Source organism: Methylobacterium amylolyticum (genome assembly GCF_030700245.1).
GTDB lineage: Bacteria > Pseudomonadota > Alphaproteobacteria > Rhizobiales > Beijerinckiaceae > Methylobacterium.
Genome location: NZ_JAUYZI010000001.1, coordinates 140560 through 166486, shown reverse-complemented (window position 1 = coordinate 166486; position 25927 = coordinate 140560). Strand labels below are relative to the sequence as shown.

Here is a 25927-nt window from a genome sequence, read left to right as displayed (position 1 = left end):
GGCGCCCCGGAGCATTGGCACGGAGTAGCCGGGCGCTCCGAAAAGGCCCCGGCACTCCGGCGCCCACTGCGCGCTCGCTAGCGAGAGCGGCATGTCCATGTCGGCGCCCTCCAGGGCCCAACTCAGGCCCCCGGAGAGGTCCCGCCAGACATCGGCGGAGACGATAATCTCGTAAGTCGCGGTCATCGCAGGCAGAGTCCCCCAATGTTTGGTCGCAAACAAGCCGGTTCGATTGCCATGGTTAAGGTCGTGGCCGTGCCGGTCCCGGCTTAGACGAGCTCCGCGACGGTCACCCGCCGCCGCGGCCGGGAGGCCCACTCGGCCAGGACGGTCCGGAGCTCGTCGGTGACGACGACTGTCGAGCTCGCCGCGTACCAGCCCCTCATCGAGACCTCGACGCGGGCGCCGGCCCGCTCGGCGAGGCGCCGGGCTGTCGACCGCGAGCAACCGACCGCGTGGGCGATGTCGAAGAGCTCGATGCACTTGCCGGCCGGCGGCAGGCGGGCTTCGTCGATAGGTTCGGGCGGCAGCTTGGCGGAGAAGGTGTTGACCGCCTGCGCGAGCCTAGACGCCCGGGCGAGTTCCAGCCGCTTCTCGAACCGTGCGGCCCGGGCGCGGCTGTCGCCCTCGCGGCGCATCTCGGCGAGGCGCTCGCCCCACTTCCATTCGTCCAGCGCCTGGGCGGTGGCGTGCGCGATCAGCTTCCCGTGCAGGTCGCCGACGGCAGGGCCGACGAGAAGCGCCCGGGCCGACCACGCTTCCCCGGTGCCGGGGTCGCTGACGTAGGCCCGGATCGGTACCCCGGCATCCATGTGCGGGGCGACCTCGCGGGCCACGCCCCGGGGCAGATGCCCGAGGCGCACGTCGTTGCGCCACCACACCTCGACGGCCCTCGGATCGTGCTCGTTGTCCGGCGCCCGGACGAGAACCAGGCGGTCGCCGGCGCGGGGGCGGACGGGCTCGCCGTCCAGGTCCTCCGTCGAGTAGTCGTAGAACTGCAAGCCGGCGATCTCGGTGCCGGCCCAGGGCTCGCCAGCGCGGATGCCGTCGGCCTCGATGGCGGCGTCCGTGCCATCGAGGCCGACGACGCCCGGGAGCTCGAAGGGGTTCTCGACCATGGCCTACTCCTCTATGGCGCGTTGAATGCCGGCGATGTGGCGGCGCGCCTCTTCGCGAGCCCATGCGAGCGTCCGCGGTGATGGCTCACCGATGCCGGCGCGCCAGCGCCGGAGCTCGCGTTCGTTCTCGCCGATGTCCCCAGCGAGCTTGCCCTGCCAACGGGGGCCGTGCATGGCGCGCCCGATCCGCTCCAGGATCGCGTAAGGCCGCTCGTCCAGGGGCGGACCGTTGTTCCCGCCGGCGGCAGGCGCATCGAGGTTGCTCGTCATGGCGTCTCATCCCCGGCTGCGCGCAGCACACGGGCGGCGTGTTCCCTTGCAATGAGCTTCACGAGCCTGAAGTCGAAGGGAGTGGGGCTGCCCTGGCCTGCCAGCCACCGACGGATGCTTTGGTGCGACAGGCCGTTGTCAGCGGCCAATTTGCCAATCCAGAGTGGGCCGTACATCGCCCGTCCGATGCGGGCGATGACGTCGATTGGGCGCTCGGCGGGAGCCTCGGCGGCGGGGGCCGGCTCCTGCCGGGCGGTGGCGAGGCCTGTCTCAGACATCGAAATCCTCCATCTCCAATTCGGGCAGGTCGTGACCGGCGGCCAAGGCGTCGAACCAAGCGGCCAAGCCCGGCGACATGCGCGGCGCCGGGAATCCGGCAAGGTCCGGGTCGGGCGCCACGGGCCGGGTCCGGGCCTGGTCGACGTCGGCGCGGACGAACTCCACCGCCGCCGCCGGCGTGATCCCCTCGCGCCGTGCCAGGGCCACCGCTCTGGCGAGGTCCTCGACGGATAGGCGCCCGGGAGGCGGGGCCGCCAGGTGTTGGGCTGGTTCCGAGTGCGTCGCCGACAGCGGCTTGGGCGGGGGCGCCTGGACCTGGGAAGCCAGCGCGGCCTGGTCGATGCGGCGCAGCGCGGCGCGGATGGCGGCGGGCTTCACTTCCCAGTCGGACGCCATCTGATCGACCGAGCGGCCCTGAGCGCGCTCGGCAGTTAGGACGTTGTCAGTCGGCATACGGCTCATGCGACGCATCGGGGCGGTCTCCGGAGTGGGGGGTGGGACGATGACGGGGGGCTCGGGCTCGGCCTGCGAGATCTCGGCGAGCCCCGGGAAGACCAGCGCGACGGCGGCCGGGTCCTCGTCCCGGAGCGCCTCCGCCAGGGCCGCGTCCGCCGGCGGCAGGGCGTAGCGGCCGCTGACCGTTTGCTCGGCAACCAGGGCGAGCGCCTTGCGGATGACGAAACCGACGGAAGCCTCGAACGCGAGCCTCGCCTCCCAGGCCTCGGCCGCCTCAGCATCGCCGCGACGGGCGGCACCGGCTAGCGCTGACGCAATGCCGCGCTCCTCCGGGGAGATCATGGGGGGCGTCAGGCCGCGGCGGCTGTACAGCCCCTGATAGGAGACGGTGACGCCGGCGGCGCGGATGCCACGCGAGGCGCTCCCGAGGATGAAACCGGCCTCGACGGCAACGGCGGCGTCGATTTCCGAGCATGCCATCGGGCGACCGCCAGTGCGGCGAGGCGCGACGTCGCCGGCCTGTGCGCGGCCGCGCTGGGCAAGCGTCGAGATCGTGCGCTCGCCCAGCCAGGCCCAGCGCTCCGCCGCGGCGTCGGCGCCGTACGAATCCACGATCCGCGCGACGAGCGCCGGCGACGGCGTGGCGCGGACCGCGATGTCGATGCTGTAGACCCCGTCGCTCATAGGAGTGACCCCTGCGAGGGGCGGCGGGGATCGGCCGAGGGCATGCGGACGGGGCGCCGGGGCGGGACCGGCGGCGCCGTCGGAACCGTGCGGACCTGGGCGACGGGGCGGGCGTCGACCGGGGCTGCCGGGGGCATCTCCGACGGGACGTCGACGACCGGGGGGCGGGCGGCGTGCCGGTTGAAGGCAGGGCCAGATGCTTGGCGCTCGTCGGCAAGGAGGTAGCGTAGGAAGTCCGGGAGCCCGATCAGGTCATCGTCGTCGAGGTGGGGGTTACGCACGGGCGGCCTCCATGGGGATGATGGCCTGCTCCAGCCCGAGGCCAGCGAGGAGCCGCGCGCCCGGCGGGCGACGCCGTTCGCGCACGTCGATCAAGTACGAGGGGCTGACGCCCAGCGAACGGGCGGCCGCGGACGCCGAGCCTGCGGCCTCCACCCGCGCACGGAGCAGGTCGAGGACCTGCTCTCGGGAGAATCTGGCAATCGGTCCCATCGAAGTTATCATTTCCTCAGTAGTTGCCCGCAGGGCGCTATTGCGACCCGCTTTGCCAAGGATGGTATGAAAGTCGCGGCCTAGCGCAAGAGGAAATCGGCGGTCCCGAATTAAATGCGATCTGCAATTAATTCTGTATGCCAATCCTTCGACTTTCGAAGCATTTTTGACATCCACAAAAGCTTGCGAATCCTTGTCGAGGCTGGCACGTTACCCTCATTGCCAACTCGTGAAGGGTCTCCGCCGTGCTCTCCCTCCTCCTCCTTGCTCTCGCCTTCGCCGGGGTCGTCCTCCCGGTCCTGGCCGCCGCCGTCGCCGCCTCTCGGGGCGCTCCCGAAACCGTTCCGGCGGTCCCCGCTCGCCGGCCTCGGCCTTTCATGGCGCCGCCTCCGCACTGTCCGGACCGGCCGGGGCGAGCGCGGCTTTTGGGTCGGCGACGGCGACCCGACGCGATATTCCCGCGCCTGGAGGCTGGCGAAGTCGCCCCTCCATGAGGCGGGCTACTCCTGGGGCACCGCAGAGCGGAGCGGCGGTCAGGTCCAGCCCGTCTGCTGGGAAGACCCCGCGCAAGGCGACCAGGCTTCGCTAGACGCCATCGCCGCGGCCGAGGCCGCCCTCGCCGCCGACGACGTCCGAGTCGCCGAGGCCGAGACGCGCCGCGCCCGGGAGGCCGAGCTCGAAGCCCAGCTAAACGGCGCGGCTCGCGTCGCCGACATGGAGGCCCTGCGGGAGTCCCTCCGTATGAAGGCTTGGGCCTGGAGCCGGCGGAAGCGCGACGTCGCCGCGGCCCTTCTCGCCGAGAAGCCCGGCCCCGGCGGGGCGCCCCGAGCGGCGGCGGCCAAGCTGGCTCGCGAGATGGTCGCTGAGGTCGACGCGGCCATCGAAGCCGTCAAGGCCCGCGTCGCGACCGATCAGTCGCACTCGGACTGGCTGGCGCGGGCCGCGGACGAGGACGTTCGCGGGGCGGTCCACTACGCGACGCAGATCCTATCCGACCTCGACCGCGACATGGCGACGGTCGAAAACAACATCGGGTGGAGCAAGGCCCACTCGCACACGGGCCACGTCCTGGCCGCCCTGCCGGAGCTCTCGATCATCGAGGCGTGCCACGCGCTAGCCGCCGTCTGGCGCCACCGCCGGCAAGTTCGGCCGGAGCTCCTGCGTCGCATCTACGGGACGGAGAAGGCGTGATGGCCGCTCCGGGAGCCGTTCGCCCCCTGGTCCGCTGGTACGGCGGCAAGGCCATGATGTCCGCCTGGATCATCGCCCACCTGCCCCCGCACCGCGTCTACGTCGAGCCCTTCGGCGGCTCGGCCGCGGTGCTGCTTCGGAAGCCCCGGTCCGAGGTCGAGGTACTCAACGACCTCGATGCCGAACTCGCGAACCTGTACCGCGTCGCCCGCGACCCGGCGCTCTGCGGGCAACTCGGGATGCTCTGCGCCCTGACGCCGTTCAGCGCCGCCGAGTTCCGATTGGCCTGCGAGCCGGTCGAGGGGGACCGTCCGGTCGAGCGCGCCCGGCGGCTGCTGGTGCGCCACTACATGGGCCGGGCAAGCGACGCCCGCCGGCCGGCGAGCCGCACCGGGTTCCGGTCCTACTCGGGCGATGCCAGGTCGGTCCCGGCGCGCGACTGGTTCACCTACTCGGACGGCATCGGGCAGATCGGGGCTCGGCTCCGGGACGTCGTCGTCGAGAGCGCGGACGCCGTCGGCGTGATGCGCCGGCACGACCGGCCGGACGCCCTGCACTACGTCGATCCGCCGTACCTGCCGAGCACCCGGAAGGACCCGTCGTCGGGCTACCGGGTCGAGCTCGACGAGGCTGGGCACTTCCGGCTACTCGAATCCCTCCTCGGCCTGAAGGGGGCCGTCGTCCTCTCGGGCTACGCCTCGCCCCTTTACGACGAAGCCCTCTCCGGGTGGCGGCGCGTCACCCGGGTGGTTCGCGACCAGGCCATGGGGGTCCGCGAGGAAGTCCTTTGGATCTCGCCCCGGGCGACGGCGGCCACCCGCCCACCCGACCTTTTCAACGCCGCCTGAGGAGAGCCCCACCATGGCCAAGCGCAAACCCAACTACTTCCAGGGCGACCTCTTCGAGGCCGTCGCGCTCGAATACGAAGCGCCGCTGGACGCCCTCGCGGGGGAGCTCCTCCAGCATCTTCAGGACGCCCTGCCGCCGGGCGTGCCCATGGCCGTGACGGAGGTCGTCTCGGTCGTCCGTGACCCGCACGGTGCCCTGGTCGGGCGCGTGCACGTCTTCGACGGCCAACTCCACACCGTCCGAGTCCGGGGCAACCCGCACTCGGTGCGGGAATACTCGTGGCCAGACCTGAAGGTGCCCTTCGGATGGGACGAGGAAGCCCGATCATGGCGCCGGTACCCGAAGGACGCCGATCAGCCCAAGCCCGACGTTGCCCCGTCCCCCGGCGAGCGCCTCGTCGCGGCGGGTCTTGTCGATGAAACGTGGCTCCGGCTCGGCGGCGACCTGCGTGACCCTGATGCTCCGGAGAAGCCGCGGTCCCTGGCCACGCCCCTGTTCGCCAAAGTCCTCGGGTCGGGCGAAGTGCGCCTCTTCCTGAATTTCCCATCGGCCAGCGGCTTGGCGTTTGTTCAGCGGGTCGAGGCCATAAGTGGCTTGAAGGCGGCTTGGGACACCGAGGAGATTGACAGCCCCTTCCGGTACCGCGGGCACCACGCCGAGGATCTAACGACCGACGCGGGCTGGGAGTCCCTCGCGGCAACCCTGGAGCACACCACCTCAGACTACGTCGCCATGTACGCCGCCCGGGCGGCCATCGAAGGCAGGCTCGCCATCGCGAACGCACGATCCCTCATGGACGCCGCGGGGGTCCCGGAACCCGAGTCCCCCGGCCGGGAAGCTGCGATAGCGAGGCTCCAAGTGCAAGCGTCCGGGCAGGTCATGCCGGTCGTCGAGGACGCCTGGGCCGTCATCCACGCGGCGGAGGATGGCTTGATCAAGCCGGGCGGCTGGGCGAACGGGTACCAAATACCGGCCACGCTGATGGAGGCGGGCCGGGTGCGGTTCGGGCTCGCGCCGAGGCGGCAATTGAAGGCGTTGCAAAACAGCAGCGCATCACGGGTGCGGCCGAATGCACGTTAATCATGGAGCTAGTGCTTGATTGCCGCTCGTCCGTGCAAGCAGTAGATTTTTACACACGCTTGCCGCACCTGTTGACAAGCAAGTCGAGCCTAGCTGTGTCGCGGCTTGTTTTGAAATCTACGACAAAAATTGAGGCATATATGAGCGATAAACTAAAGTTTTTCGTGAAAATCAATGGGATTGGCCGCATCGAGACAGTTATTGCCGACAGCCATGAGCATGCGGCCCAGCGCTTCCTTCTCAGAGTCGCTCGACGCGACTTAGGGTCGAGAGCCTATAAACCTCACGTTATTCGCGAGGGGGTTACAGATACTGGCGCGAATTGGTGGAGAGGAGAGTTGTGGCGTCGAGCGCGCGACGGTAACGGTTGGGTAACCGATGATTACCGCGCCATATTCACCACGCGAGAAATACCTCTTGAATCGTGAGGCGATAGGCAACCAGCGGTCTCATCATGGCGTTGAGATTGGGGCGAATTCCTCGGAAGTCGTGTACAGGCTGAGATCTCGCTAGCCTGCTCTCTCTGAGCTTCGCCCTATCGACATCCGCGCAGGCTTCGTCCCGCGTGGGAGCACCTTGTGCGAACCCGGGGAAATCGCACATAAGGCCGGAGATGGTCTCGCGAGACGGGCATAGCCGCCGACGGGCGGCACGGAGATGGTGGGCGCTCGCCGCCCGCCTGCTCGCGCTCGCCCTCGCCCTGTCGCTGGTCGCGCCCGTCATGGGCTACGCGGACGACCTCGCCTATCACGGGGGCCACCGGCAGGCCGCGCAAGTGACGCTGTCGGCCTCCGCGCCGGACGCGGGCGCGAACGACCCCGGCCTGGCCTGCCACATCCATTGCGGCTGCCACCAAGTCACCCCGGCGGCGGCCACCGGTCCCGTCATGCCCCGCATCGAAGCCGTGCCCCCGGTCTACGCCAGCTTGACCGAGACGGCCTCGTCAATCGACCCCGACCGCCTGCCAAGACCCCCTCGCGCGTGAGGTGACGGCGCCGTCGCGGCGCGTCCCCGCCCTGCGCCGTCCGCGGTGCCGGGTCCCTCACGTGAACATACGGGTCCGACCGCGCACGCCTCCCCGCGTCGAACGGAAGCCCGTCCGAGCAGGCCCCCATGCGTATCCTCCTCTCCGCGGTCCTCCTGGCCGCCGGCGTCGCCATCGGTGCCGCCGTCCCCGCCGTCACCGGCTTCGTCCAAGGCAGCCTATCCGCCGCCGGCCTGCCGAAAGACCTGTTCGCGTTCGCGGCGGGCCCGGCTCCCGCCAAGCCCGAGCCCGCAAGGGTCGGGGCCGGGCAGGACGACGATGACGACAAGGGCGCCTCGTCCCCCGAAAAGGCCCACGGCCAGGTTCCCGGAGGGCACGGGCACGAGGCGGCCGAGGGGCACGCCGAGGCCGAGGCGGGCGTGATCAAGATGGCCCCCGAGCAGGTCTCGGGGCAGGACATCTCGGTCGTGAAGGTCGAGGGCGGCACCCTCGCCCGGCACCTCCTGGTGCCCGGCACCATCACCCCCGACACCGACAGGATCGCCCGTGTCCCGGCCCGGGTCGTTGGTACCGTCGCGGAGATGCGCAAGCGTCTCGGCGACCGGGTCGCCAAGGACGAGGTCGTCGCCGTCCTCGAAAGCCGGGAGGTCGCCGACGCCAAGAGCGAGTATCTCACCGCCTCCGTGCGGGCCGAGCTGGAGAAGACCAACTACGACCGGCAGCAGGCGCTCTGGGACAAGCGCATCTCGTCGGAGCAGGTCTACCTGCAGGCCAAGGCGACCTATACGGAAGCCACCCTGCGCGTCGACCTCTCCCGCCAGAAGCTCTCCGCCCTGGGGCTGAGCGCGACCGAGGTCGCGGCCGCGCAGAAGCGGGACGAGGCGACGCCGAACCAGTCCCCCCTGCGCCGGTATGAGCTCCGCTCGTCGCTCGCCGGCCGCATCGTCGAGCGCAAGGTCGACGTCGGGACGAAGGTCGGCGGAGAGGGGGACCCGGCCGACGTCTACACCGTTGCCGACCTCTCGACCGTCTGGATCGAACTCTCGGTGCCGACCACCGAGCTTGCCAAGGTACGGGAGGGCGCACCGGTCGCGGTCACCCCGGCCCAGGAAGGCGGCGACCGCCATGCCGACGGCAAGGTCGTTTTCGTCAGCCCGTTCCTGAACCCGGACACCCGCTCGGCCCGGGTCATCGTCGCCCTGCCGAACCCGGACCTCGCCTGGCGCCCCGGCACCTTCGTCACCGCCGAGGTCGAGATCGCGCACGACGCGGTCGAGGTGCGCGTCCCGAAGTCTGCCCTGCAGTCGGTCGGGGGTGAGCGCGTCGTCTTCGTGCGCACGGAGGAAGGCTTCGAGAAGCGCGAGGTCGAGCTCGGGCGCTCGGACGACGATTCCTACGAGGTCGTCTCCGGCCTGAAGCCGGGCGACCCCATCGCGGTCGCCAACTCCTTCCTCCTCAAGGCCGAGCTCGGAAAGTCCGAAGCCGGCGACGACGACTGAGCAGGAGACCGGACATGATCTCCCGCATCCTCGACTTCTCCGTCCGTCAGCGCTGGCTCGTCGTGCTCCTGTCGCTGCTGGCCGCCGGCTTCGGCGTCCACGCCCTGACGAAGCTGCCCATCGACGCAGTGCCCGACATCACCAACAACCAGGTGCAAATCAACACCGTCGCGCCCGCGCTCTCGCCCTTCGACATTGAGAAGCAGGTCACCTACCCGGTCGAGACCGCGCTCGCCGGCATCAAGGGCCTCGAATACACCCGCTCCCTCTCGCGCAACGGCTTTTCCCAGGTCACGGCGGTCTTCGCCGACGACGTCAACGTCTACTTCGCACGCCAACAGGTGGTGGAGCGCCTGAGCGAGGCGCGCGAAGGGCTGCCGTCGGAGATCGAGCCGCACATGGGGCCGATCACGACCGGCCTCGGCGAAATCTACATGTGGACCGTGCGCTACGCGGCGCCCGGCGAGCGGAAGGCGTCGCGCCCGGGCAAGCCCGGCTGGCAGGCGGACGGCAGCTATCTGACGCCCGAGGGGCAGCGGCTCGCGACCGAGCTGGAGCGCGCGGCCTACCTGCGGACGGTTCAGGACTGGGTGATCCGGCCGCAGGTCAGGACCGTGAGGGGCGTCGCCGGCGTCGACAGCATCGGCGGCTACGAGAAGCAGTACCATGTCCAGCCGGACCCGACGAAGCTGACCGCGCTAGACCTGTCCTTCGGCGACGTCGCCCGGGCGCTCCAGGCGAACAACGCGAACCAAGGCGCCCGCTACCTGGAGGACAACGGCGAGGGCTACGTCGTCCGCTCCTCCGGCCGCCTGGAGAGCATGGACGAGATCGGCAACGTCGTGGTCACGACCCGCGGCGGCGTCCCGGTCCGGGTGAAGGACATCGCCGAGGTGCGGATCGGACGCGACCTGCGCACCGGCTCGGCCAGCGAGAACGGCCAGGAAGCCGTGGTCGGAACCGCCCTGATGCTCATCGGCGAGAACAGCCGCACGGTCGCGGCCGCCGTCGACGCCATGATGCGCGAGATCCGGCGCTCGCTCCCGCCGGGCATCGAGGTCCAGACGGTCCTCGACCGGACCCGTCTCGTCGAGGCGACCATCCGGACCGTGGCGACGAACCTCACCGAGGGAGCGGCCCTCGTCGCCGTCATCCTGTTCCTGCTGCTTGGCAACATCCGCGCCGCCGTCATCACTGCCCTGGTGATCCCGGTCGCGATGCTGATGACGACGACCGGCATGGTCGAGGCCGGCATCTCGGCCAACCTGATGAGCCTCGGGGCGCTCGACTTCGGCCTCATCGTGGACGGGGCGGTGATCATCACCGAGAACGCCCTGCGCCACCTCGCCGAGCGGCAGCACGCCCTCGGGCGGGTCCTCACCCTGGAGGAGCGCCTAACCACGGTGCGGGCCTCGGCCGAGGAGATGATCAAGCCCTCCCTCTATGGGCAGGCCATCATCATCCTGGTCTACGTGCCGCTCCTGACCTTCACCGGCGTCGAGGGCAAGATGTTCGAGCCTATGGCGCTCACCGTCATCATCGCCCTCGCGGCGGCCTTCGTCCTCTCCCTCACCTTCGTCCCGGCGATGGTAGCCATCGTGGTCACCGGCAAGGTCACCGAGAAGGACAACCTCATCATCCGCGCCCTCAAGGCGGTCTACCGCCCGATGCTCGGTGCCGCGGTTCGCGCCCCGCTGGCCTTCGTGGCGCTGGCCCTGCTGCTGCTCGCCGGGAGCGGCGCGCTACTGGCCCGGCTCGGCACGGAGTTCATCCCCACCCTCGACGAGAAGAGCATCGCGCTGAACGCGCTGCGCATCCCGTCAACCTCGCTGTCGCAGTCCCAGACGATGCAGCTCAAGGTGGAGGAGGCCATCGGACGCTTCCCCCAGGTCGCCTACGTCTTCTCGAAGACCGGCACGGCGGAGGTGGCCACCGACCCGATGCCGCAGAACTCCTCGGACACCTTCGTCATCCTCAAGCCCCAGGAGGAGTGGCCCGACCCGGGCCTGTCGAAGGCGGAGCTGCAAGAGGAGATCGAGAAGGCGGTGGGCCGGCTCGCCGGCAACGTCTACGAGTTCTCCCAGCCTATCCAGCTCCGCTTCAACGAACTCCTGGCCGGGGCCCGCGGCGACCTTGCCGTCAAGGTCTTCGGCGACGAGTTCGAGCCGATGACGCGGGCGGCCGACCGCATCGCCGACATTCTGCGGGGCACGCAGGGTGCGGAGGACGTCAAGGTCGAGCAGACGGCCGGCCTTCCGATCCTGGAGATCAAGGTCAACAAGACCGAGGCCGCGCGCCTCGGGCTCAGCACCGGCGCCATTCAGGAGGTGATCGGCGCGGCCATCGGAGGCCGGCAGGCGGGCCTCCTGTTCGAGGGCGACCGGCGCTTCCCCATCGTGGTGCGGCTCACCGACAAGGTGCGCGAGGACCGCGAGGCGCTGGAGAACATCCCGGTGCCGCTGCCGCCCGGGCCCAACGGGCGCTCGACCTCCGTCCTCCTGAAGCAGGTGGCGAGCTTCTCGGTCTCGGAGGGCCCGAACCAGATCAGTCGCGAGAACGGCAAGCGGCGCGTCGTCGTCACTGCGAACGTTCGCGGACGCGACATCGGCTCGCTCGTGGCCGAGGTTCAGGGGAAGGTCGCCGAGCAGGTCCGGATGCCGCCCGGGTACTACGTGACCTGGGGCGGTCAGTTCGAGAACCTCGCCTCGGCCAAGCGGCGGCTGACGGTGGTGGTGCCGGCGTGCTTCTTCCTGATCTTCCTCCTGCTCTACTCCGCCCTGGGCTCGGTCCGGGACGCGCTCCTCGTGTTCAGTGCGGTGCCGCTCGCCCTGACCGGAGGCATCGCGGCCCTGTGGCTGCGCGGCATGCCGTTCTCGGTGCCGGCCGCCGTCGGCTTCATCGCCCTGTCCGGTGTGGCGGTCCTCAACGGCCTCGTGATGCTGACGTTCATCAAGCAGCTCGTCGCCGAGGGACGCCCCCGCCGGGAGGCGATCCTGGAGGGCGCCATGACCCGGCTGCGGCCCGTCGCCATGACTGCCCTCGTCGCCTCGCTCGGGTTCGTTCCGATGGCGTTGGCGACTGGGACAGGCGCGGAGGTCCAGAAGCCGCTCGCGACCGTGGTCATCGGCGGCCTGATCAGCGCCACCCTGCTGACCCTGGTCGTCCTGCCGGCCCTCTATGCGCGCTTCGGCGGCGCCCGCGCCACGCCGCCGGTCAGCCATGACGAGGTCGCCGATGGCGCCGCGCCGTTCCGGCAGGCCGCCGAATAGCCCGCCTGCCGCAGGCATCGAGGGGCAGCCCGAGCCCCTCGATGTCTTCTCCGTTCAGCCGATCCGACCTAGTGCCGGAAAGGTCTCCATGATGAGGGAGGCCACATCGGTCATGCGGTCGGTGACCATCAGCAGCCCCATCGCCACCATCACGCCCCCGCCGACGAGCTGAAGCGCACGGCCGAACCAGCGTAGGGTCCGGAGGCGCGCGACGAAGCCGGACAGGAACAGGGCCGCCGCCACGAACGGCACGCCGAGCCCGAGCGAGTAGACGGTGAGCAGGGCGACGCCCTTGCCCGAGGCCGAGGAGGCCGTGACCGCCAGGATGGCACCGAGGACGGGACCGATGCATGGGGTCCATCCGAAGGCGAAAGCCGTTCCGAGGAGATAGGCGGCGACGGGTCCCCGACCCGGCGGATCGCCGTGCCAGCGCAGCTCGCGCTGCAGCCAAGCGGGCCGCAGCAGACCGGCAGTGAACAGGCCGAACAGGATCACCAGCAAGCCGGAGGCGAGGTTCAGCGTCTCGCGATGAGCGAGCAGGGCGAAGCCGAGCGCGCTCGCCCCCGCGCCGAACGCGACGAAGACGGTCGTGAACCCGAGCACGAAGCAAAGGCTCAGGCCGAGCGTGCGAAGGATGTCGCGCTCGCCGGCGGCCGACTGCCCGGCGACGTAAGACACGTAGCCCGGAACGAGAGGCAGCACGCAGGGCGATAGGAACGATACGGCGCCGGCCGCGAAGGCCGCGAGGAAGCCCACGCTTGAGGCGTCGATGGCCATCGGTTCAGCCCCGGCGGAGTGATGGACGCAGGATCGTCACTCCTGATCGGCCCCGGCCGCGGCGAAGATCTTGAGAAGGCGTTGGCGCTCCGCCACGGTCCCGCCGGGCCCCGTCGCCTTGAGCGCCGCCGCGCCCCGGACCGGATCGCGCTTGCCGGCGAGAGCAACCGGGCCCGCGGCCGGCACAGCGACCTCACGCGGCCCTGCGGCCAGGGCCTCGGGGCGGCTCACCTCGCCGAGACCGCCTCCGGCCGCGACCATGGTCTCTCGGAACGACCGGTGCTGGCCGCCGTCCTCGTACACCAGCCGGACGGCGGGCGTCCCGCTCGCCACGAGGGCGGCGACCTGCCGCTCGTCATCCGCCTGCTTCCGCGCGACCGCGCCAGCCGTGGCCTCGTCGCCGGCATCGAACACGTATCGGCCATCGGCGACGCCGACGCCCGGCTCAGCCCTCGTGACCTCGAACCGGTCGGACCCCTCCTTGAGGTTCCTCCAGAACGCGATGTTCGGGTCCTGCCGGTGCCGGGCCATGTTTTCCGGCGTCATACGGAACGGGTAGGACTGGAACTGGACGGCGCGCTGGCCGCCCGCGAAGGCCTCCCGCACCACGGCATAGAGTTCCGAGATCGCCTTGTCCGTCATCGCGAAGCAGCCCCGCGACGAGCACGAGCCGTGCACCATGAGGTGCGCACCGGTGCGTCCCAGGGAGCGGTCGTACTCGTTCGGGTACCCGAGATTGAACGAGAGGTAGAGGCTCGAATTCGGGTTCATGGACGCGGGCGTCACCGCGTAGAAGCCCTCCGGCGCCTGCCGGTCTCCCTCCCGGGTCTTGGGCCCCAGCTGACCCGACCAGCGGCACATCGGGTAGGTCTTCAGGAGGGCGTAGTTGCCGTCCGCGCCGCGCTTCCAGAGCTCGATCTCGGACTCCTTCTTGTGCGCCCGCATCAGGATCGGGTCCGCCGGCGAGACACCCTTGGCCAACATCAGGGCCAGGGTCGCCGGCGGGATTGGCGCGAGGTGGCGCGTCGAGGCCGCGTACTGGCCGTCCTGGCAGGCGGACAGCGCCAGGAGGAGGGCCAGACCGAGCGTTGTCGTCTTCAGCATGTCGGTCTCGCCGAGGTCGGCCTCCGAGCCTGGGCTCGAAGGGTTGATGACAGGTTGCCGTGGCTGCGGTTCGGCGGAATCGGGCCCCTCACGGGATTGGCTCCCCGGCGCTGCGATGCCTCCGCCGCAGAGGAAGTCCGTCGAGGAGCAGCATCACCACACCCGCCGAGATCCAGACGTCCGCCAGGTTGAAGGTCAACCAGCGGATGCCGCCGGTGTGCAGGTCGAGGTAGTCCGTGACGACGCCGTCCATGAGCCGGTCGACGAAGTTGCCGGCGGCCCCGCCCACTATCGCGGCGAGCCCGAGGCGTTCGAGCCCGCCGCCCGCGGCCAGAGCCCAGCCGGCCACAAGGCATGTGAGCGTGCCCTGTATGGCGAGGAGCAGCGCCAGGGAGGACTGGTCGTGCGCCGGGAACAGGCTGAAGCTGATGCCGTGGTTGAACGACAGGCTTAGGTCGACGAAGGGCAGTGCGCCCTTGACGGCGCCCTCCTCCAGCCACGCCTCGGCTACCGCCTTCGCGACGAGGTCTATGGCCGCGGCGGCCCCCGCCACCCCGGCCACGGTCGCCGCCCGGCCGGCCCAGCCTAACAGGGAGAACATCAGGCCCTCAGGAGACGGAGCGCGTTGGCCGTCACCAGGACGGTCGCGCCGGTGTCGGCCAGGATGGCTGGCCAGAGGCCGGTGATGCCTGCGATGGTCGTCACCAGGAACACGGCCTTCAGGCCGAGGGCGATCGCGACGTTCTGGCGGATATTGCCCAGGGTCGCCCGAGAGAGGGAGACCAGCGCGGCCACGTCGCCCACCCGGTCGTTCAGCACCGCCGCGTCCGCCGTTTCCAGGGCCGCGTCGGTGCCGCCGCCCATCGCGATGCCGACGCTGGCGGCGGCGAGCGCCGGCGCGTCGTTGATGCCGTCGCCGACCATTGCCACCGGAGCCGCCGCCTTCAGGGCCGCGATCTCGGCGAGCTTGTCCTGAGGCAGGAGCTCGGCCTTCACGTCGAGCCCGAGTTCGGACGCGACCGCCTGGCCCGTGCGCCGGTTGTCGCCGGTCAGCATCACACTGCGGACGCCGAGCCTCCGCAGGGCCGAGATGCCGGCCGCCGCGTCGGCGCGGGGCTCGTCCCGGACCGCGATGGCGCCCAAGGCCTCGGCGCCACGGACGACGATGACCACCGTCTTGCCGCCGGCTTCCAGGTCCGCGACCGCGCGCTCGGCCTCGGGGCCGAGCCGCGCGCTCTCGGCGGCGTAGCGTGGGGAGGCGACGAGCACCGTCTGACCCATCACCGTGGCCGACACCGCCTTGCCGGGGATGGCGCGGGCGTCCCGCGTCGGGCGCAGCGGCACCCCGTCCGCGCTCGCCCGGTCGAGGATGGCCCGGGCGATGGGGTGGCTGCTTCCGCTCTCGACCGCGGCGGCCAACCCGAGAAGCGAGCGCTCCGACGCGTCCGGGGCAAAGACCAGGATGTCCGAGACCCGCGGCCGTCCGGCGGTCAGCGTCCCGGTCTTGTCGAACGCGACCGTGCGCACCCGCCCGATGACCTCCAGTGCGGCGCCGCCCTTCACGAGCAGCCCGCGTCGCGCACCGGCGGCCAGTCCGGAGGCGATGGCCGCCGGGGTCGAGAGCACCAGCGCGCAGGGGCAGGCGATGAGGAGGAGCGCCAAGCCCCGGTAGATCCAGGTGCCCCAGTCGGCGCCGAGCAGCGGCGGCACGACCGCGACCGCGGCCGCGAACGCGAACGCGATGGGCGTGTAGACCGCGCTGAACCGGTCGATGAAGCGCGCCGTGGGCGACTTCGACGCTTGCGCCTCCTCGACAAGGTGCAGGATGCGGGCGACCGTGTTGTCGGCCGCCGTCTTTGTGACCCGGACCTGGAGCGCACCTTCGGCGTTGACGCTGCCGGCGTAGACCGGGTCGCCGACCTCCTTGGGCTTCGGGACCGACTCGCCGGTGATGGGAGACTCGTCGAGGCTCGACGCGCCGTCGGTGATCACCCCGTCGGCGGGTACGCGGTCGCCCGGCCGCACGACCACGACCTGACCGATGGCCAGCGACGCGGCGGCCACCTCGCGGATGGTGCCATCGGCCTCGTCGACGAGGCGGGCGGTCTTCGGGACCAGAGCGGCGAGCGCCTTGATGCCGGCCCGCGCCTGCCCCGCCGCCACGACCTCCAGCATCTCGCCGACCGTGAAGAGCAGCACGACGATGGCGGCCTCCTCGGCGGCGTGGATGGCGAGCGCCCCCGCGGTCGCGACTGACATCAGCATCTCGATGGAGAAGGGCGTGCCGGCGAACGCCGCCATAGCCGCGCGGCGGCCGTAATAGGCGAGGCCGACGAGCGCCCCTGGCCAGTAGGCATACTCGCCCGCCACCCCCAGCGCGATCTGCTCGACCAGGAAGCCGGCGGCGAACAGGGCGCCGATCAAGATGCCCAGCAGCGCCTTCCGGGTCCGCCAGAGCGGCGGCTCGGGCTCCTCCGCGGTCCCGGCGCGCGCGGCGCCGCCCGAGGCTTGGGCCATGGCTAGGTCCGAGGCCGTGGGGAGCGGCGCGAGGCCGTAGCCCAGGCGCTCGATCCGCCCCTCCAATTCGTTCCTCGGCGTCGCAGCCTCATCGAGCGCGAGGTCGAGGACTTGGCTGCCGTAGTTCACGCGCACGTCCGCGACGCCCGGCAGTCGGGAGACGGCGGTCTCGATCTTCCCGGCGCAGGTCGGGCAGTCCATGCCCTTGACCCTGTAGCGCAGGGCCTGCGGACCGTTCGTGGGGAAGGATGTGCGGTCCGCGCCGGCGGCCTGGTTCATGATGCGCTCCGTTCGCCGGGCTCCTGGTCCGGACTGGGAAGGCCCCCTACATGCACCCTGTAGTCACTACAGGGTCAAGGCCGTGCGGACCGCCTCTTCCATGACCATCGGCAGCCTCGCGGAGGCCACGCAGACCCGTGTCGAGACGGTCCGGTGGTACGAGAAGGTCGGGTTGCTGCCCCCGCCGGCGCGGTCGAGCGGGAACTACCGGCTCTACGGGCCCGAGCACCTGCGCCGGCTGAGCTTCATCCGCCGCGGTCGCGCCCTGGGGTTCACCGTGGAGCAGATCCGGGACCTGCTCGCCCTGGCGGACGACCGTGAGCGCTCCTGCGGCGAGGTCGACATCATAGCCCGCGCCCATCTCGCCGACGTGGAGCGCAAGCTGGCCGACTTGACCCGGCTCGCCTCGGAACTCCGCGAAGTCATCGGCCAGTGCGGCTGCGGGTCGGTCGCCGACTGCCGCATCATCGAGGCCCTGTCGCCATTGGGTGAACCCGCGTGAGCGACCTGGGCCCGGAGGTCAGCGAGCGACGTAGGGGGCATCAGCACACGACTCTCGAACAGCCCCTTGGTCACGAACCCGCAGCACGCGACGGCGAGGACAGCGACCGTGATCGCGACGAAGGCTCGGCGCGCAGCGGTCCGGAAATGCGGCCTGACGCCACGGCGACGTCCCGCGTTCCTCTAGCACCAGGAATGGCGTTCCTTCATCACAAGCTCGGCCTTTTCTAAAGTGGAGGCTTGTCACGATTGCGCCGTCACGACGCTCGCTAGGCACTAGCTCCGCCTTAAAAACCGAGAGGCGGATTTGCGGTGAGATGCAAGCCCGACCTGCCACCGCGAAGTAATTACGAAGGCTGGCAGATGTACACCAAAAATCCGACGCTTCGTCCAGGCGTGACTAGAAAAAAGGGGATCCGCGGCGCCCGCATAAGCGTAATCCGAGCGATACCTTCGACCCAATCGGTATGGAGGCGAAATTCCTCTGTGATTGAACCGCGACGCCAGCGTTTAGGCCAGGAATGCGCGACCAACCCTGCGAACCGGGGAAGCTGAGCGCCCTGGTTACCTCCTCGAACCGGGCTCGCGTCCGACCAGCCCTGCGCTAACCCGAACAGCTCGCGCAGGGCTGGCGAAATCTCCTTGTAGGCCGCGAGTGTGGCAACCAGCGCCCCGAGCGAGAGCCGGCCCTGGATGAGAAGGTAGCCGCCGACCGAGAAGAAGAAGAACGGCGTCAGGTTGGCCGTATAGTTGTAGAGGCCCTTGAGCCGGCCCTTCAGATCGGCGATTTCGATGCGCACCCGCTCCAGCGCCTCGGCCTGGCGCATCTGCTGGAGGAGGACCGGGGGATGTTCCGCGGTCCCCGCTTCAGGCGCGGTCAGAAGGCCGCCGAGCGTCCGGGTCGCGTGCACCCGCTCGCGCACCTTGGCGTTCAGGCGCCGCCGCAGCCGCGGCAGGAGCGTGAGCTGCACCGGCAGCATCACCAACGCGGCCAGCGCCAGGGCGGCATCCTGGAAGAGTAAGAAGGCCACGCTGGTCAGGAGCGTGCCGCCCTGGACGAAGGGCACGGCCACCAGGCCTGCGCGGCGTAGCCGATGGGCTCGACCTCCTGCACGGCGACGGCGGCCAACGCGGCGCGGCGCTCGGGCGACCGCTCCCCACGGGCACGCCGGAAGACGGCGAGGCGCAACCGGCGCACGAGGCGCTCGTTGAGGCCGCCGCGCGTCCGGTTGACCACGTACTTGGCGAGGCCGCCCAGCGTGAGCACGGCGAGGTAGCTCGCGCACAGCGCGAACTGGGGTTCGACACGTCCCAGTTCGAGCCCGAGGAAGGCCATCCCGGGATGGCCGTCGCCCTCCGCGTCCAAGAGGGCGTGGTTGATGATATGCTTGGGGATCTCCAGGAGGAGCCACGCGGCCGGCAGCGTCAGGAGCGAGAGCAGCAGCAGCCGCAACTGCGGGCGCAGCGTCGCCCGCAGGACGTAGCGCTCAAGGCGCCACTCTTCCGGATTTCCCGCGCCGCGCCGGCGCCGTTCGCGCAGCGTGCGCCAGGCGAGGCGGAGCGCCAGCCCTCCCGTCCAGGCCGGCGCGACGACGAGGACCGACACGAGCTCCATCCACCAATGGCCGTGGGGGCCGTCGAGGCCGGCGACCCGGTGGATCAGGTCGTGGACGAAGACGGGCGTGAACACCGGTGGCACCCCGACGGGAAGGTGGAAGCAGGCGGAACGGGTCCCGCCGCGCAACGAAGCCGGATGGAAGGGCGGTCCGACTTACATCCGCTCCTTGATGCTGGCACCCACGAGCCACCAGTTCACCGGGTAGCTGGTCAGGAATCCCGAAACCATGGCGACCTGCATGGCGAACCAGAACTCGACGGTGTTCACCGGGGCCGCCTGCCCGGCAAGGTGCGGGTAGAGCCGGAACTGAACCAGCGCCATGAGGCCGTACATGCCGACCTGCCAGGCGATCAGCGAGACGGTGTCCGCCTTGATCGCAGCGACCAGCCCCTTGCCGGGCGACAGCCCCCGCATCGGCACGATGGCGTAATACTGGAACACGATGCCGAGCGTATAGGCGAACACGAAGTCCAGCACCCACACCGCGTACATCTTCTCCTCGAACAGCGAGTACCAGCCGAACCAAACCGCCACCGCCGGCACCAGGAACGCCAACCACTCGGCGGCGACGTCGCCCAGCATGCAGCCGCTGCCGCAGTGAAGCGCGCCCGTCCCGACCATCACCGGGAACGGCGTGCCGGTCGTGTTCGGGGGCTTCTCGCCCCGCCGCATCGCGTGATGGTGCGCCTCCATCGTGGCGAGCCGCCCGTAGCGGAAGTACGCCCAGGCCACGGCGAGCGTGCCGAACAGGGCGCAGACCGGCCAGACGACGTTCATCACCGTCATGTGCTGCGGGTGCCGGACCACCTGCACCGACAGCAGGAGCGAGCAGGCGGCCCCGAACAGGAGGGAGGCGACGGACAGAGCGTGGAGCCAGCCCGGGGCGGCGAAGGCGGCGCTCAATGGTGCACCGCCAGCATCCAGACGGCCATGGCGACCATCATCACGTTCTCGGTCAGCGAGACGAAGCCGAGCGGCACCTTGCTCGACCCGCCGACGCAGGCGCACTTGATGTCCCGCTTGTCGACGTAGACCGCCTTGAAGACCGAGACCGCCCCGACCGTGCCGATGAACAGCGCCACCGGGATCGAGACCCAGTCCAGGGCGCCGGCCACCATCAGCACGCCGGCGATGCCCTCTAGGAACGGGTAGGCGTAGGCGTAGCGCACCCAGCGCTTCGCCAGCAGGTCGTAGCCGAGGAACATCGACGAGAACGTCTCGACGTCCTGCAGCTTGAGCAGGGCGAGCACGCACATGCTGAAGGCGATGAACCACTCCGCCGCGCGCATCGTCAGCGGCGTGCCGTACACGGCATGGCTCGCCGCCAGCGCCATCAGCGCCGTCATCGAGAACACCGTGATGACGGGCGTATAGGTCGTGGCGTTCGGGTCGTCGGCGGGCTTGCCGAAGTGCCGTTGCAGGTCGTCGAAACCGCCTACCCGCTCGCCGTCGATGAAGGTCTGCGGCGTGCTCTTGACCCCGTGCTGGGCCTTGAAGGCGTCGGTCTGCTCACGGGTGGTGAGCCAACGGTCCTCGACCGAGAACCCCTGGCGTTTCAGCAGGTCCTTGGCCTTGAGGCCGTAGGGGCAGACATGCTGGGGCATGACCATTCGGTAGAGGGTTGCCTTGCGGCCGGCGGTGGCTTGCATCGGAAGCTCTGGAGAGGGGTTGGACCGGTTCCGCCCTGCCGGCGCCTGGTTCGGGGCGGCGGACGGGTTCGGTAGGCGGGGATTGCGGAGTGTCGTGAACCTTCCCATTATAGTAAGGTCAACACGGGGATGGCGCCGTCATGAATATCGGCCAGGCCGCCCGGGCCTCGGCCAAGATGATCCGCCACTACGAGAGCATCGGCCTCGTGCCTCCGGCCGACCGGCGGGACAGCGGCTACCGGGACTACGGCGCCGCCGACCTGCACCGGCTCGGCTTCATCCGGCACGCCCGCGATCTCGGCTTCTCCCTGGAGCGCATCAGGGTGCTGCTCGGTCTGTGGAGCAACCCCGGCCGGAGCAACGCCGACGTGAAGGCCATCGCCAGGGCGCACGTCCGCGAACTGGAGGAGCGCGCCCGCCAACTCAACGAGATGGCCGACGCCCTGCGCACCCTAGCCGACGCCTGTGACGGGGACGGGCGACCGGACTGCCCGATCATTGCCAGCCTTGAGACCGGAGCGGACGTTGCGGCCTGCCACCCGAACCTCGCCTCGACGGCGCAGGCCCCCCCTGGGCCGCGCAGGAGGGCCCGCACCGGGCGTTGAGGGCGGGACGGACCCCGCCCCCGACGCCCGGCCGCGTCACATCCTCATCGACTTGCCCATTCCCTCGCAGCAGCAGCCCTTCTTGCCGCTCTTCATGGACATCGACGCCGCCGGCTTGGCGCACATCCCCTTTCCGGACTTGCCGCAGCAACCGGCCGCCATGGCCGGGGTCAGCGAGAGGACGAGGAGGGCGGCGATAGCAACTACGAGACGCTTCATGTCCGTTCTCCTTGGATGTTTCGATTGCGACCCGGCGTCCCGGGAGGTCGGTCCGGGGCCTACTTGCCGTTCTTCTTGAGCCAGGCCTCCATCTCGGAAATCTCCTTCTCCTGGTCGTCGACGATCTTCTGGGCCATCGCCTTGGTGGCCGGGTCCTTGGCGTGCTTCAGGGCCACCTTGGCCATGGCGACCGCGCCCTTGTGGTGCGGGATCATGTGGGTGCGGAAATCGACGTCGGCGTTGCCGGTGTAGGGGACGTCCATGTCCTTCATCATCGCCATGTCGGCGGCCTTGAACTCCTTGGTCGAGGCGTTGTCCTTCGGGTCCGGCTTCATCGAGCCCATGTCCATGCCTGGCTTGGAGCCGTGGTCGTGCGTGGCCTGAGCGGAGGCCGACCCGGCCATGCCGAGGCCGAGGACGGTGGCGAGTGCGATCTTACCGATGGTGTTCATGATCGTTCCATTGTCCGTGACATCGTTTCGTCGGGGCGCCCGACGGCGGGGTGCCGGCGGGCGCCCAAGCGGATCGCCCGCAGCGGGTCAGCGGCTGCTTGCGCCGGCCGACGAACCGTCCTTGCGATGTCCGGCGTCGTGACCGGCATGGCCTTCGGAGCGTGCCGTGGCGGCATCGCCCGGGCGGGTGTCGTGGGCAGGACCGCCCGAGGTATTGCCGCGGCTCGGCGTAGGCTGCGTCTGCTGCTCGGCGTTCGCGTTGCCCTGGTCGTCCGCGAAGGCCGGCGCCGCCGTCCCGAGGGCGATCAGCATGGCGGCGAGGGTCATGGTCTTCATGGGTCTGGCTCCTTGGTATCTCGGGTTCGGTCGGTCCGGCGAAGCGTCGCGCTTCGTCACCGATGGCTTCGGCAGGGGGCGTTCCCCTGCATCCCTGGTCGGGATTCCGTCGTCCCCTCGCGTCCGTGACGGAGGCGAGCGGGGAAAGGTCTCAGTTGAACTTGCCGCTGGCGGTGGCGCCGTCCGGGCCGGTGAGCTGCACGGCGCCATTCGGGCTCGCGCCGAGGGTAGTCGCGGCCTTGCCGGTGAGGCGGTTGCCATCAGCCGGCTCAAGCGGCACGCGGGCCGGCCTGCCGTCGACGACGAGGATGGCCGTTCCCTTGAAGCCCGCGGCCGGGACTGCCTTCTGGCCCTCATCGGACAGGAACACGTCGACGGTGTCGCCCTTGGCGACGAGCTCGACGTGGAACTTGCCGGCGTCCGTCACCCGGCCGCCGTGCTGGCCGGCGGTCTCGTGGGCGCACACGGTCGTCGCGGCGAGCAGGCCGGCGACCAGGGTCACTCTGGGTAGGATCACGCTCTCGTCTCCTTTGGTGGGGGTCAGTAGGCCTCGGCCGGGCGCGGGCGCGCGCCGTCCGGGGATGGGTGGGCCGGCGCCTCGGCGTGGAGGGCGCGCAGCCGCTCCAGTGGCTTGGCGCCGAAGCGCAGGAACAGGACGGGGGTCAGGAAGGTGTCGAGCAGCGTCGCGCTGACGAGGCCGCCGAAGATCGTCACCGCCACCGGGTGCAGGATCTCCTTGCCCGGGCTCGCCGCGTCGTAGAGCAGCGGCACCAGGGCGACGCCGGCCGAGAGCGCCGTCATCAGCACCGGGGTCAACCGCTCCAGGCTGCCGCGCACGACAAGGTCGGGCCCGAACGGCACGCCCTCGTGCAGCGACAGGTTCAGGTAGTGGCTGATCTTGAGGATGCCGTTGCGCGCGGCGATGCCGGTCAGCGTGATGAACCCGATCATCGACGCCACGGATAGCGGCTGCCCGACCAGCCACAGGGCGGCGACCGAGCCGATGAGCGCCAAGGGCACGTTGCCCATGATGATGAGGGCGAGCGCGGCCGAGCGGTAGCGGCTGTAGAGGATGGCGAAGACCAGGGCGAGGGACAGCGCCGAGAGCGCCGCGATGGTCCGGCTCGCCTCCTCCTGCGCCTGGAAGGTACCCTCCAGGCTGGAGAAGAAACCGGGCGGCAGCGGCTCCTTCGCCACGGCCTCGCGGATGGCCGCCACGATGGTGGCCATGTCGCTCTCGCCGTTGGTGTTGGCCTGGACGACGATGCGGCGCCGGGCGTTCTCGCGCAGGATCTGGTTCGGCCCGTCGGTCTCGCGGATGTCGGCGACCTGCCGCGCCGGCACCCAGCCCGAGGGCGTCTCCAGCAACAGGTCGCCGAGGCCCGTGGTCGTCCGGCGGTTCTCGGAGAGGCGCAGGACCACGTCGAAGCGGCGCACGCCGTCGACCACGGTCGAGACGACCCGGCCGTTCGAGAGGCGGCTGATCTGCTCGACGACGGCGGCCGGCTGCACGCCGTAGAGGGCCGCCCGGGTGTAATCGACCCGCACCTCAAGCTGCGGAATGCGGACCTGCCGCTCGACCTGCAGGTCGACGAGCCCCGGGATCGCGGCCATCCGGTCGCGCAGGGAGTTGGCGACCCGGCGCAGGGCGTCGAGGTCCTCGCCGAACACCTTGAGGGCGATCTCGGCGCGCACGCCCGAGAGCATGTGGTCGAGCCGGTGCGAGATCGGCTGGCCGACGTTGACGGCCACCGGCAAGGCCGCGAGGCGCCCGCGGATGTCGGCGACGAGGGACTCCTTCGGACGCTTGGCGCCCTCGTCGAGCGCCACCTCGATCTCGGACGAGTGGACGCCCTCGGCGTGCTCGTCGAGCTCGGCCCGCCCGGTCCGGCGGCCGACCGCCTTCACGCCTGGGATGTCCAGCAGCAGCCGCTCTGCGATCAGCCCGACCCGGTTGCTCTCGGCCAGCGAGATCCCCGGGTTGAAGGTCATGTTGACGGTGAACGAGCCCTCGTTGAAGGGCGGCAGGAAGGCCCGCGGCAGGTTCCAGGCGGCCACGCCGGCGCCGACCACGGCCACGGCAACGCTGCCGACCAGCAGGCCCTTGTGGCGGAAGGCGACCCGCAGCAGGGCGGCATTGCCGCGCTTGAGCAGCTTCAGGAAGCGGCTGTCGTGCTCCTCCAGGTTCTTCAAGCCGGGCAGCAGCAGGGAGGCCAGCACCGGCGTCAGGGTGATGGAGGTGAGCAGGCTCGCCAGGATCGAGATGATGTACGCCTGCCCCAGGGGGGCGAAGAGCCGGCCCTCGATGCCCGAGAGGGCGAAGAGCGGCACGAACACCAGGATGATGATCAGCGTCGCGTAGACGATGCCGGAGCGCACCTCGTTGGAGGCCTCGACCACCACCTGAAACACGCTCTTCGGGTTGCCGGCCCGCCGGTTCTCGCCGAGCCGCCGGTAGATGTTCTCGACGTCGACCACCGCGTCGTCGACGAGCTCGCCGATGGCGATGGCCAAGCCCCCGAGCGTCATCGTGTTGATGGACAGCCCGAACAGGTGGAACACCACCGCGGTCGTCAGCACTGAGACCGGGATGGCGAGCAGCGAGATGGCCGTGGTGCGCACGTTCAGCAGGAAGGCGAACAGCACCACCGCCACCACCAGCACGGCCTCCACGAGGACGCGCTCGACGTTGCGGATCGAGGTCTCGATGAAGTCGGCTTGCCGGAACAGGACCTGGTCGGCCCGGATGCCGGCCGGCAGGGTCGGCGACATCTCCTTCAGGGCGGTCTCGATGCTGCGGGTCAGCCGCACGGTATCGACGTCGGGCTGCTTCTCGACCGAGACGATGACCGAGGGCTTGGCCATGTAGCCGGCGTCGCCCCGCTTCGTCCGTGCGGCGAAGGAGACCTCGGCCACCTGGCGCAAGTGGACCGGCGTCTCGGCGACCGTGGCGACCACCAGGTTGCGCAGGTCGTCGAGGCTCATGGTCCGGCCGATGTTCCGGATGAGGTACTCGCGGGAATGCTGGTCGGTGAAGCCGCCGCCGGCATTGGTGCCGAACTGCGCCAGCGCCGTCTCAAGCTGGGCGTTCGTCACCCCGAGCGAGCGCATGGCGGCCGGGGTCGGGCTGACGCGGAACTGGCGCACCTCGCCCCCGATGGGGATGACCTGCGCCACGCCCGGGATGGTGAGGAGCCGCGGGCGGATGGTGAAGTCGGCGACCTCGCGCACCTGCATCGGGGTCGCGGTCTCGCTCGTGACCGCCACCAAGAGGATCTGGCCCATGATGGAGGAGATGGGGCCCATCACCGGGGTCACGCCCCGGGGCAGCTGGTCCTGCACCAGGGCGAGCCGCTCGGCGACCTGCTGGCGGTTGCGGTAGATGTCGGTGCCCCAGTCGAACTCGACGTAGGTGATGGACAGGCCCACGCCCGAGACCGAGCGCACCCGGGTCACGCCCGGCAGACCGTTCATCCGGGTCTCGATGGGGTAGGTGACGAGCTGCTCGACCTCCTGGGGCGCGTACCCTTCGGCCTCCGTCATGATGGTGACGGTCGGCTTGTTGAGGTCGGGGAAGACGTCGACCGGCAGCTTGGTCGCGGTGAAGGCGCCGAAGAGCACCAGCACCGTGGCCATGGCGAGGACGAGCAGGCGGTTGCGGACCGACTGGCTGACGAGGAAGGTGAACATCGGCGGCC

27 protein-coding genes are annotated in these 25927 nt (G+C 70.2%); 9 read left to right on the top strand and 18 right to left on the bottom strand.

Features of this window, described 5'->3' with window-relative positions:
• Nucleotides 1–269: 269 nt before the first annotated feature.
• The 5 genes from Q8W71_RS00960 to Q8W71_RS00940 all read right to left on the bottom strand — a co-directional run bounded on the left by Q8W71_RS00960 (nucleotide 270) and on the right by Q8W71_RS00940 (nucleotide 3299).
• The gene (locus Q8W71_RS00960; protein WP_305523434.1) at nucleotides 270–1118 is read right to left on the bottom strand and encodes an HIRAN domain-containing protein; all 849 of its coding nucleotides are present in this window, start codon (nucleotides 1116–1118) and stop codon (nucleotides 270–272) included.
• A gap of 3 nt (nucleotides 1119–1121) precedes the next feature.
• The gene (locus Q8W71_RS00955) at nucleotides 1122–1388 is read right to left on the bottom strand and encodes a hypothetical protein (RefSeq protein ID WP_305523433.1); all 267 of its coding nucleotides are present in this window, start codon (nucleotides 1386–1388) and stop codon (nucleotides 1122–1124) included.
• Nucleotides 1385–1666 carry a hypothetical protein gene (locus Q8W71_RS00950; RefSeq protein WP_305523432.1) on the bottom strand — a complete coding sequence of 94 codons (282 nt, stop codon included), beginning with the start codon at nucleotides 1664–1666 and terminating at the stop codon, nucleotides 1385–1387. The genes Q8W71_RS00955 and Q8W71_RS00950 overlap by 4 nt, the downstream gene beginning before the upstream one ends.
• Nucleotides 1659–2807 (bottom strand): hypothetical protein, encoded by a 1149-nt coding sequence (locus Q8W71_RS00945; protein ID WP_305523431.1) that lies wholly within the window; start codon nucleotides 2805–2807, stop codon nucleotides 1659–1661. Before Q8W71_RS00945 ends, Q8W71_RS00950 begins: the two co-directional genes overlap by 8 nt.
• A 273-nt stretch (nucleotides 2808–3080) precedes the next feature.
• Nucleotides 3081–3299, bottom strand: a complete 219-nt coding sequence (locus tag Q8W71_RS00940; protein WP_305523430.1) for a hypothetical protein — start codon at nucleotides 3297–3299, stop codon at nucleotides 3081–3083.
• Nucleotides 3300–4040: 741 nt separating this feature from the next.
• On the opposite strand from Q8W71_RS00940, the gene Q8W71_RS00935 reads away from it, so the two are divergent.
• From Q8W71_RS00935 to Q8W71_RS00905, 7 genes are all read left to right on the top strand, one after another.
• A complete protein-coding gene (locus Q8W71_RS00935; RefSeq protein WP_305523429.1) occupies nucleotides 4041–4490 on the top strand; it encodes a hypothetical protein in 450 nt (149 codons plus the stop codon).
• Nucleotides 4490–5338 (top strand): DNA adenine methylase, encoded by an 849-nt coding sequence (locus Q8W71_RS00930; protein WP_305523428.1) that lies wholly within the window; start codon nucleotides 4490–4492, stop codon nucleotides 5336–5338. The genes Q8W71_RS00935 and Q8W71_RS00930 overlap by 1 nt, the downstream gene beginning before the upstream one ends.
• A 13-nt stretch (nucleotides 5339–5351) precedes the next feature.
• Nucleotides 5352–6419 (top strand): hypothetical protein, encoded by a 1068-nt coding sequence (locus Q8W71_RS00925; RefSeq protein ID WP_305523427.1) that lies wholly within the window; start codon nucleotides 5352–5354, stop codon nucleotides 6417–6419.
• Between the two features lie 2 nt (nucleotides 6420–6421).
• On the top strand, nucleotides 6422–6847 hold the full coding sequence (locus Q8W71_RS00920; RefSeq protein WP_305523426.1) for a hypothetical protein: 426 nt from the start codon (nucleotides 6422–6424) through the stop codon (nucleotides 6845–6847).
• Nucleotides 6848–7032: 185 nt separating this feature from the next.
• Nucleotides 7033–7404 carry a hypothetical protein gene (locus tag Q8W71_RS00915; protein WP_305523425.1) on the top strand — a complete coding sequence of 124 codons (372 nt, stop codon included), beginning with the start codon at nucleotides 7033–7035 and terminating at the stop codon, nucleotides 7402–7404.
• 128 nt (nucleotides 7405–7532) lie between these two features.
• On the top strand, nucleotides 7533–8903 hold the full coding sequence (locus Q8W71_RS00910) for an efflux RND transporter periplasmic adaptor subunit (protein ID WP_305523424.1): 1371 nt from the start codon (nucleotides 7533–7535) through the stop codon (nucleotides 8901–8903).
• A gap of 14 nt (nucleotides 8904–8917) precedes the next feature.
• On the top strand, nucleotides 8918–12172 hold the full coding sequence (locus tag Q8W71_RS00905) for an efflux RND transporter permease subunit (protein WP_305523423.1): 3255 nt from the start codon (nucleotides 8918–8920) through the stop codon (nucleotides 12170–12172).
• Nucleotides 12173–12226: 54 nt separating this feature from the next.
• Here Q8W71_RS00905 and Q8W71_RS00900 read toward each other — a convergent pair whose 3' ends face one another.
• The 4 genes from Q8W71_RS00900 to Q8W71_RS00885 all read right to left on the bottom strand — a co-directional run bounded on the left by Q8W71_RS00900 (nucleotide 12227) and on the right by Q8W71_RS00885 (nucleotide 16849).
• Nucleotides 12227–12949, bottom strand: a complete 723-nt coding sequence (locus Q8W71_RS00900) for a cytochrome c biogenesis CcdA family protein (RefSeq protein WP_305523422.1) — start codon at nucleotides 12947–12949, stop codon at nucleotides 12227–12229.
• Nucleotides 12950–12985: 36 nt separating this feature from the next.
• The gene (locus Q8W71_RS00895; RefSeq protein WP_305523421.1) at nucleotides 12986–14053 is read right to left on the bottom strand and encodes a L,D-transpeptidase family protein; all 1068 of its coding nucleotides are present in this window, start codon (nucleotides 14051–14053) and stop codon (nucleotides 12986–12988) included.
• A gap of 88 nt (nucleotides 14054–14141) precedes the next feature.
• On the bottom strand, nucleotides 14142–14654 hold the full coding sequence (gene lspA, locus Q8W71_RS00890; RefSeq protein ID WP_305523420.1) for a signal peptidase II: 513 nt from the start codon (nucleotides 14652–14654) through the stop codon (nucleotides 14142–14144).
• On the bottom strand, nucleotides 14654–16849 hold the full coding sequence (locus tag Q8W71_RS00885) for a heavy metal translocating P-type ATPase (protein ID WP_305523419.1): 2196 nt from the start codon (nucleotides 16847–16849) through the stop codon (nucleotides 14654–14656). The genes lspA and Q8W71_RS00885 overlap by 1 nt, the downstream gene beginning before the upstream one ends.
• A gap of 100 nt (nucleotides 16850–16949) precedes the next feature.
• On the opposite strand from Q8W71_RS00885, the gene Q8W71_RS00880 reads away from it, so the two are divergent.
• The gene (locus Q8W71_RS00880; RefSeq protein WP_305523418.1) at nucleotides 16950–17351 is read left to right on the top strand and encodes a MerR family transcriptional regulator; all 402 of its coding nucleotides are present in this window, start codon (nucleotides 16950–16952) and stop codon (nucleotides 17349–17351) included.
• A 346-nt stretch (nucleotides 17352–17697) separates the two neighbouring features.
• Here Q8W71_RS00880 and Q8W71_RS00875 read toward each other — a convergent pair whose 3' ends face one another.
• From Q8W71_RS00875 to Q8W71_RS00860, 4 genes are all read right to left on the bottom strand, one after another.
• A complete protein-coding gene (locus tag Q8W71_RS00875; RefSeq protein ID WP_305523417.1) occupies nucleotides 17698–18423 on the bottom strand; it encodes a hypothetical protein in 726 nt (241 codons plus the stop codon).
• A complete protein-coding gene (locus Q8W71_RS00870; protein WP_305523416.1) occupies nucleotides 18387–19040 on the bottom strand; it encodes a hypothetical protein in 654 nt (217 codons plus the stop codon). The genes Q8W71_RS00875 and Q8W71_RS00870 overlap by 37 nt, the downstream gene beginning before the upstream one ends.
• A gap of 81 nt (nucleotides 19041–19121) precedes the next feature.
• Nucleotides 19122–19871, bottom strand: a complete 750-nt coding sequence (locus Q8W71_RS00865; RefSeq protein WP_305523415.1) for a DUF4396 domain-containing protein — start codon at nucleotides 19869–19871, stop codon at nucleotides 19122–19124.
• Nucleotides 19868–20617, bottom strand: a complete 750-nt coding sequence (locus Q8W71_RS00860) for a glutaredoxin (RefSeq protein ID WP_305523414.1) — start codon at nucleotides 20615–20617, stop codon at nucleotides 19868–19870. The genes Q8W71_RS00865 and Q8W71_RS00860 overlap by 4 nt, the downstream gene beginning before the upstream one ends.
• 140 nt (nucleotides 20618–20757) lie before the next feature.
• Here Q8W71_RS00860 and cueR point away from each other — a divergent pair, with 140 nt between their 5' ends.
• A complete protein-coding gene (cueR, locus tag Q8W71_RS00855; RefSeq protein ID WP_305523413.1) occupies nucleotides 20758–21222 on the top strand; it encodes a Cu(I)-responsive transcriptional regulator in 465 nt (154 codons plus the stop codon).
• A gap of 36 nt (nucleotides 21223–21258) precedes the next feature.
• Here cueR and Q8W71_RS00850 read toward each other — a convergent pair whose 3' ends face one another.
• The 5 genes from Q8W71_RS00850 to Q8W71_RS00830 all read right to left on the bottom strand — a co-directional run bounded on the left by Q8W71_RS00850 (nucleotide 21259) and on the right by Q8W71_RS00830 (nucleotide 25919).
• On the bottom strand, nucleotides 21259–21441 hold the full coding sequence (locus Q8W71_RS00850; RefSeq protein WP_305523412.1) for a hypothetical protein: 183 nt from the start codon (nucleotides 21439–21441) through the stop codon (nucleotides 21259–21261).
• A 59-nt stretch (nucleotides 21442–21500) separates the two neighbouring features.
• A complete protein-coding gene (gene copM / locus Q8W71_RS00845) occupies nucleotides 21501–21893 on the bottom strand; it encodes a CopM family metallochaperone (RefSeq protein ID WP_305523411.1) in 393 nt (130 codons plus the stop codon).
• A gap of 87 nt (nucleotides 21894–21980) precedes the next feature.
• The gene (locus Q8W71_RS00840) at nucleotides 21981–22229 is read right to left on the bottom strand and encodes a hypothetical protein (protein WP_305523410.1); all 249 of its coding nucleotides are present in this window, start codon (nucleotides 22227–22229) and stop codon (nucleotides 21981–21983) included.
• A 151-nt stretch (nucleotides 22230–22380) separates the two neighbouring features.
• Nucleotides 22381–22746 carry a hypothetical protein gene (locus Q8W71_RS00835; RefSeq protein ID WP_305523409.1) on the bottom strand — a complete coding sequence of 122 codons (366 nt, stop codon included), beginning with the start codon at nucleotides 22744–22746 and terminating at the stop codon, nucleotides 22381–22383.
• Nucleotides 22747–22769: 23 nt separating this feature from the next.
• Nucleotides 22770–25919 (bottom strand): efflux RND transporter permease subunit, encoded by a 3150-nt coding sequence (locus tag Q8W71_RS00830; RefSeq protein ID WP_305523408.1) that lies wholly within the window; start codon nucleotides 25917–25919, stop codon nucleotides 22770–22772.
• Nucleotides 25920–25927: the final 8 nt, after the last annotated feature.